The organism is Borreliella mayonii, from assembly GCF_001945665.1.
Classification (GTDB): domain Bacteria; phylum Spirochaetota; class Spirochaetia; order Borreliales; family Borreliaceae; genus Borreliella; species Borreliella mayonii.
In genome coordinates this window covers 21,240-27,866 of the sequence record NZ_CP015783.1, presented here as the reverse complement: position 1 = coordinate 27,866, position 6,627 = coordinate 21,240, and the positions used below count along the sequence as shown (strand labels likewise).

Below are 6,627 nucleotides of genomic sequence, written 5' to 3'. Positions count from 1 at the left end.
TTACAAAAATCTTTGGTTGCCAAAGTGAACACTTCGCTCTCTATATCCTAAAGACAACATCAAATATGCTGCAGATATCGCATCAAGAGCGTCATCATGGATTTTATTGTCCCCTTTATACGAATAAATATCATTAAATACAGAAGAGCTACTGCATTTCGTAATGTAAAGTTTCTTGTAAGTAAACGGCGTAATTAAAGTTGTTATTCTGCTAAATTTATTAGACTTTGGTTTAACTGGAGCAATTCTAAAATATTGGCTCATATTATTTCTTAACAACATGTATTCACGGGTCAATCCACCAGCACCTTTTGTATTATCTCTATCTTCTAAATAAAGTGTATGTACATTAAAATTCTCTAAAACGGTCTTAACCATATTCATAATATACGGGTCATTGGCTGGTCTTTGGTCTTGAAATACAAAAGCATAATACTTATCATCAACCCGCTCCATAACACATAATGCAATGTTATCTCCTCCAACACTAAATGCTGGATCTAAATATGCTATTGGGCTAGTAAATACATAATCATTAGTAATATTTATTTGTGTGAAAATTGAATCAGTACTTGCTATCCATTCGCCTAGCAAAACTCTTGCTTTATATGATGGTATATCTTTATATAGCTTTTCTTGAGTTTCGATAAATCCTTTGCTAAGTAGCACATTATCGTAAGTTGTAAACTTATACGTCTTAAAAGTTGCTATATTATCAATATAATCAGTTTTGAAATAGTGTTCTGGATGATCGGGGTTAGTATCAAAAATAATAGTTTCTTGCCCGCATCTTAGTCTTTTTAAGACTTCCTCTAAAGTTTGCTTATGCAAAGTTGTAGCCTCATTCACAAAAATGAGTGCTGAATTACTTCCTCTAAATCTTTCAAAATCACTTGCCTTATCTCCACCGTACAGATTAATCCGCAGTGAATCAATAAGAATATATGAATTATTTGTATGTCTTGGAATATAAGGAATTTTAAGCAGTTTGCATAGCTTTTCAAATTGCCCCAAAACATTAACTTCAACTGAGCGTTGTGAATTCCCTATAATGAAATTATTCGTATCGCTAGAATATAGCTTTTTATTTTCAATTAAACTTTTGAGAAAAAGATAACATGCAAGATACGTTTTGCCGCTAGCTATGCCGCCGCTGAGTATAATCTTTTTTTCATTATTCTTTTTAATACTTTTTATCACATTTTTTTGTTTTAAAGTTAACTGTTTTTCTTCAAACTTATCAAAATTAATTGAAGAATTTGTTAGCTTTACAAATTGTGATATGTCAACTCCATATTTATTTTTGTATTCCTTTTGTAGTGTTGTAAAAAGTTTTGTTTGATATAAGTTCACTTGTGCCCTTTACTATTTTCGTAGTTACTTTTGCTTTCAGCTTCATGAACCGTAGCAAGTTTTTTCATACATTCATAGTAAAGCTCCATTTCTCTTATTGGGCACTCCTTTACATATTCATCAAGCTCACTTTTTAAAGAATTAATTTCTCCATTAACAATTTTTTTACTTTTTTTATTACTTGCTTTATTTAAAGCATCAATTTCGGCTCTTAAATTTTCTATTTTAGTATGCATGCTGGCTAGCTCAACACTAGAATATCGCTTAAATGCATGTATAAACCCTAATTCTAAATTGGCTCGCTCTAAATCTAATTCGCTTATAACTTTCCTAGCGTTAACTTCTGATCTAAAGGTTTGCGACAAAAGGTGTTCAAAAGTGTCTTCACTAATTCTTAGTCTAGAGTCCTCGTTAACAAAACTTTCTCCACTTTCCCATTTTTGTCTCATTCCCCACACATTTACCCTAGAAACTCCCAATTTAGCCGCTATTTCACTATCATCTAACGATCCTTCTCTAAAATATACAACATAATCATCAAAAGACCTTTTAATTTTTTCAAAAAGCACCCTCTAAAGTAACAAAATTAACAAATTGTTACTCTAAATAGTAAAGCAATTTAATAAATTATTAACACAAACTTTTAATTTCACTATGGGTAAAGGATAAGATTTTTCTTATACAAATAAATCATAGGTGCGGAATTCTTTGGCGGTTTATAATAAAATTTACAAAAAAATAACAACTAGTAAAGATTTCTAACTAGCTGTTATTTTGTGTATACAAAAATTAATTATATCTAAAACTATCCATTATAATGGATATCGCTCTTCATTTATGTATCCTTTAATTTCTTCAAATTTAGAATTGTCTTTAAGATATTCTTTAACCTTTTCTAATCCTGATTTTACTTTTTCTAAATCTTCTTTAATTTCGCTGACATCTACATTTTCTTTTAGGGGAGGCTCATTTTCATGAGCATAATATTTTTTATTATCTTTATTTAATTTGGTTCTTAACTCATCTCTATTGTCACTCAATTCTTTCAATAATTTTCCTAATTCTTCGCCTTCTTCATCCTCTAAATCTCCCCAGGTTTTGTATATGGCTTTATTCCCATCAGTAAAATCATCATATACAGGCCCTGTAATTTTATCTATAACTACTTTTGCCTCTACGCCAGTTTGGCTTCCTATATCATTAATATCTCTATTAACCTTATCTATTTTATCTATAAGTGTTTTAATTCTGCCTTTAGCTTTCCTTTCTTTTTCTCGTTCTTGTTTTTTTCGTTTCCTTTCTTCTTGTCGTTGTTTTTTTTCTTGTGCTTTTTTCTCTTGTCGTTGTCTTTTTTGTTGTGCTTTTTTCTCTTTTTGTTTTTGTTCCTCTATTTTTTCTTTATCTTCATCTTCTTCAGTCTCTTTTTTAACTTCTCCTTCTTTCTCTTCTAAATTAACAACTTTCTTATCCTCTTCCGCATTTTTTTCTTCTAAATTAACAGCTTGCTCATTTTCTTTTTTATCTTCTTTTGATTCTTCTCCTAAAGAGACAGCTTTATCATTTTCTTCTTCCCCGTTATTTACCTTTTCTTCTTCTTGTAATTTTTTTGCCAATTCATCTGCTATTGGACCATTTGAAGCAATTTTATCCTTTACTGGATCTAAAATCTTATCTACAAATTCTTGAACTTTCTCACCCACATTTTGTTTTATATCTTTATCACTTGCATAATTCTTGCAAGAACTTATCAGCACAAAAACAGCACAAATAATAAATATTTTCATTTTTTTATTCATAATCCACTCCATAAGCCTTAAGTTTACCACAACCCCAAACAATTACAATTTTTCAAAGATTTAAATATATAATTTTGTTACATTCAGCTGTTACATATTAACAAAACGCAAATGTAATTTTAACCAACTCGCAAAAATCTCTCCATTGCAAATGCCCCGCCCATTACAAAAGACTATAAAACACATACAAATTAAATTTCCGCGTCTTTGCTATATATTAGCTAAAGTATATAGTCTTTCTTAGCCGACACCCTCAAAAACTGCCCATTCTGTTTATCACAGCCACCCTACAACCCAAATTTCGCATGCAATGAGAACACACAAAATTTGACTAAAATTTTTAGTTTTTGGTACAATATAAATTACATTTTTAATTAATTTTTATTGCTTTTACTTAATTTAAAAGTAACACTTATAAGGAGAGGATTTTATGGATATGAATAATTATTTTAATTTAAATAATTTCAACATGGATTTTATGCTCAAACTATTTCAAGATTATCAAAATGTGGTAAATGAAAATAAAATTCTTAAAAATTCACTAAAAATTTCTTCTAAGCCTACTAAAAAAGCTTCAAAACCAACTCCTAAGTTTTATTTGACCCCAAAAGCTATCAAAATAATTGAAAAATGCGTTAAAACATTAAAAAAAATTGACCCTATTTCTGGTTGGTTTCTACATCTACTCGCAATAAGTGGGTGTAGGGGTGCCGAAATTCAAAAAGTAAAAATGCAAGATATTACTTCCTTACTAAGCAAAACTGGAGAAATTTTTTACAATATAAAAGTAAATATCGCTAAAAAAAGAAATGTCACTTGTATTAGAGAAATTATCATTAATTCTGAAGAGTTCCAGGCTATTCAAAAAGCTCACGAAAATTATTTTAACGAAAAAAATCTTGACTCAAGGCGTACTTATCTTTTCCAAAAAACCAAACACAAATTTAAAGATAACCAAATTGATATTATCAATATTTCTAGAAAATTTAAAAATCTTCTCAAAAGATCAGGATTTCGTGCCAATAAATCGCTCCATTTATTTAGAAACTTATTTATTTCAAATTTAAAATCTAATGGCTATAACTCTTTCCAAATTAAAGAACTTATGAAATATTATTCAACTTCCGAAATTGATAATATCTATGGACTCTCTGCTGCTAATAAAATTCACGCTTATAAATGCATGAAAAATAACCTTAAACTTTAAAAAAAACTACTTTAGTCTAAATATACGCTTTGAAGTTACTTTAAATATTTTCCCACGAGGCTTCAAGTCAAGTGAATCATATAATATTTCTTTATTTTTTGTTGCTATAAAGTGATATCCATTAACCTTATCGATTTTAACTTCGCTTATTTCAAATTCATTGGCTGCACCTAAATAATTTAAAGATTCATATCTCACGCTACTTCTAATTCCGTAATAATTAAGTATCATACATGGATTTATAATAAAACAATTACTCTTAATATATCCAAGTCCTATAAATCTATAATACGCTGCATTTATCTCATACGCACTAAATTCACGTTTCTTGAATAGACTTGTATAGTAATGTAGACACAAAAAGTAACAACCCCATTTTTGTATCTCCGGTCTTAAAGTTCTATTATCTTGTTTTATTTTATTAATAAGCATTAATTAATCCTCCTATATTAAATTTATTTTTTTAATTTTTTAGTGCACCCATTCACATGGGGACACTAACACTATTTGTAAATGCTATATTGCTAGGGAAAAACAATGTTTCACTTGTTGGTAGTAGTCCACTTAATCTATCTGATATTGCTCTTTTCTTAGAATCAAAAGTGAACACAAATTCTCTAAACCTATAATTTACATGCTCAATTAGTGGACATATATTCGTAATATTGTGGGTTTTCATTTTGATTAAATCTTTAAGATACTTTTCTCTTTTTTTGTGTTCGCTTTGCATTTTGTTTAATTCTTTTTTTGCGCTATCAACCTCCATTAGATCACATGCAAGATTTTCAGCAACTTGCCTATCTGTAATTTCAAGCTCTACACAATCAACATATTCTACAAATTCTTTTGCCCAATCAAACTCAACTCCAGAACTATAAAAATCACTCCTTTCTGCCAAATCTTCAACAAGTTTTATAAACGTATCCTCGTTAAAATTATGTGCCATTAAGTATTCCTCTCTATAGTTACTATAAATATCTTTTTTTAAATTTATAATTTCTAATTCACATTTATTAACAAATTCAAACACTTTTGATATTAAGACCTCATCTCTTTTAATCTTACAGTTAATTGGTGCAGCATCTATTAAAAAGAATAAATTACAATGCTTAAGCCCAGTGCATGCTAGCTGCATTTGTGCTTGTACATAATATTTGAAAAAATATTTACTGCTTAAAAAATTGCCATTTTTATTGTACTCAGCAATAGCACTACTCATATAATTAGAGTCGCTACTTTTAATCTCTAATAGTTCTAAATCGCCATTATTATTGATAAACCAGCCATCAATTGTTGAGCCCACTAAAGTTTCTGAACTGCCCATTTTTTTGAAATAATTATACTTATCAACACCGTTGGCATATTTATTTTTATATAAAATATCAATATTATCACCGTATGCTTTAACAAACTCTCTAAATCCTAAATTCTCTAACTCTTTGCTCTTGAGCATATATAAATTCTCTTCAAAAGGTAGGCTCATATTAAAATATTTAAGCACTCTGTTTATCATTAAATCTTTCAGCCCAGCACCTCCAACAAGAATATTGCCTACTTCACTAGCACCGTATTTATCTAACTTGTTTCTTTGCACACTAAAATCAATATTTCGATTAAATCTAAAACACTCTTGACTACTTATTCCTGGTAATTTCTTACCTATCTTACTTAATTTACTTTTTTCTTTAATGGGAGAAGATTTTTCCTCAAATATTTCACAACCAGTAAAACTTTGTTGATTAACAATTATCATTTTGAGCTCTCCTTGAATATTTTCTTGTGGATTATTATTGTTTGAAAGATTTTCCATCTTTTTCCTCCGTTTATATGTATTAATAAATATAAGTATATAGCAAAAACTATTTTTGCCAACTTCTTTACAAAAAATTTTACAAAAAAATAGTTGGGCTTATTTAAATTCTCTTGTTAAAGAACTTAGCTAAACCCAACTTAATTGGATTTTTTTGATAGCAATATATTTTTTTAGCTATACATATACATATGTATAACAAAAACTATTTTTGTCAGGCTTTTTACAGAAATTATTATAATAAATAAAAGCTTTATTAAATTCTCATGTTAAAGAGCTTAATAAAGCCGCGGGCTTAGCTTAATTTATTTTAGATAAACTCACTAAACAATTAAATTCAGTTCAATTTAGAATTAAAATCAATTTGTATTTGTTAAAATAAAAGAACCTATTTAAATTCTCTTGTTAAAAAATTCAAATAAGTTCTACTTTAGAGCTATATACTAACTTATTACTTTATA

6 protein-coding genes are annotated in these 6,627 nt (G+C 28.5%); 1 reads left to right on the top strand and 5 read right to left on the bottom strand.

Annotation, left to right across the window (positions count from 1 at the left end; all coding sequences use genetic code 11):
* From Bmayo_RS04800 to Bmayo_RS04790, 3 genes are all read right to left on the bottom strand, one after another.
* Positions 1-1,353 carry a PBSX family phage terminase large subunit gene (locus Bmayo_RS04800; RefSeq protein WP_075552602.1) on the bottom strand — a complete coding sequence of 451 codons (1,353 nt, stop codon included), beginning with the start codon at positions 1,351-1,353 and terminating at the stop codon, positions 1-3.
* Positions 1,350-1,922: a DUF603 domain-containing protein gene (locus Bmayo_RS04795; RefSeq protein WP_075552601.1), complete on the bottom strand. Its 573-nt coding sequence runs from the start codon at positions 1,920-1,922 to the stop codon at positions 1,350-1,352. The genes Bmayo_RS04800 and Bmayo_RS04795 overlap by 4 nt, the downstream gene beginning before the upstream one ends.
* Positions 1,923-2,165: 243 nt before the next feature.
* The gene (locus Bmayo_RS04790) at positions 2,166-3,149 is read right to left on the bottom strand and encodes an ErpC protein (protein WP_075552600.1); all 984 of its coding nucleotides are present in this window, start codon (positions 3,147-3,149) and stop codon (positions 2,166-2,168) included.
* A gap of 430 nt (positions 3,150-3,579) precedes the next feature.
* Between Bmayo_RS04790 and Bmayo_RS04785 the strand changes: the two genes are divergently transcribed.
* Positions 3,580-4,356, top strand: coding sequence for a tyrosine-type recombinase/integrase (locus Bmayo_RS04785; protein ID WP_014540930.1), 777 nt, complete (start codon positions 3,580-3,582; stop codon positions 4,354-4,356).
* Between the two features lie 6 nt (positions 4,357-4,362).
* Here the strand turns inward: Bmayo_RS04785 and Bmayo_RS04780 are convergent, their stop codons facing one another.
* Entirely contained in the window at positions 4,363-4,788 is a 426-nt protein-coding gene (locus Bmayo_RS04780) for a DUF261 domain-containing protein (protein WP_010257952.1), read from the bottom strand.
* Between the two features lie 52 nt (positions 4,789-4,840).
* Positions 4,841-6,166 carry a DUF244 domain-containing protein gene (locus tag Bmayo_RS04775; protein WP_075552599.1) on the bottom strand — a complete coding sequence of 442 codons (1,326 nt, stop codon included), beginning with the start codon at positions 6,164-6,166 and terminating at the stop codon, positions 4,841-4,843.
* Positions 6,167-6,627: the final 461 nt, after the last annotated feature.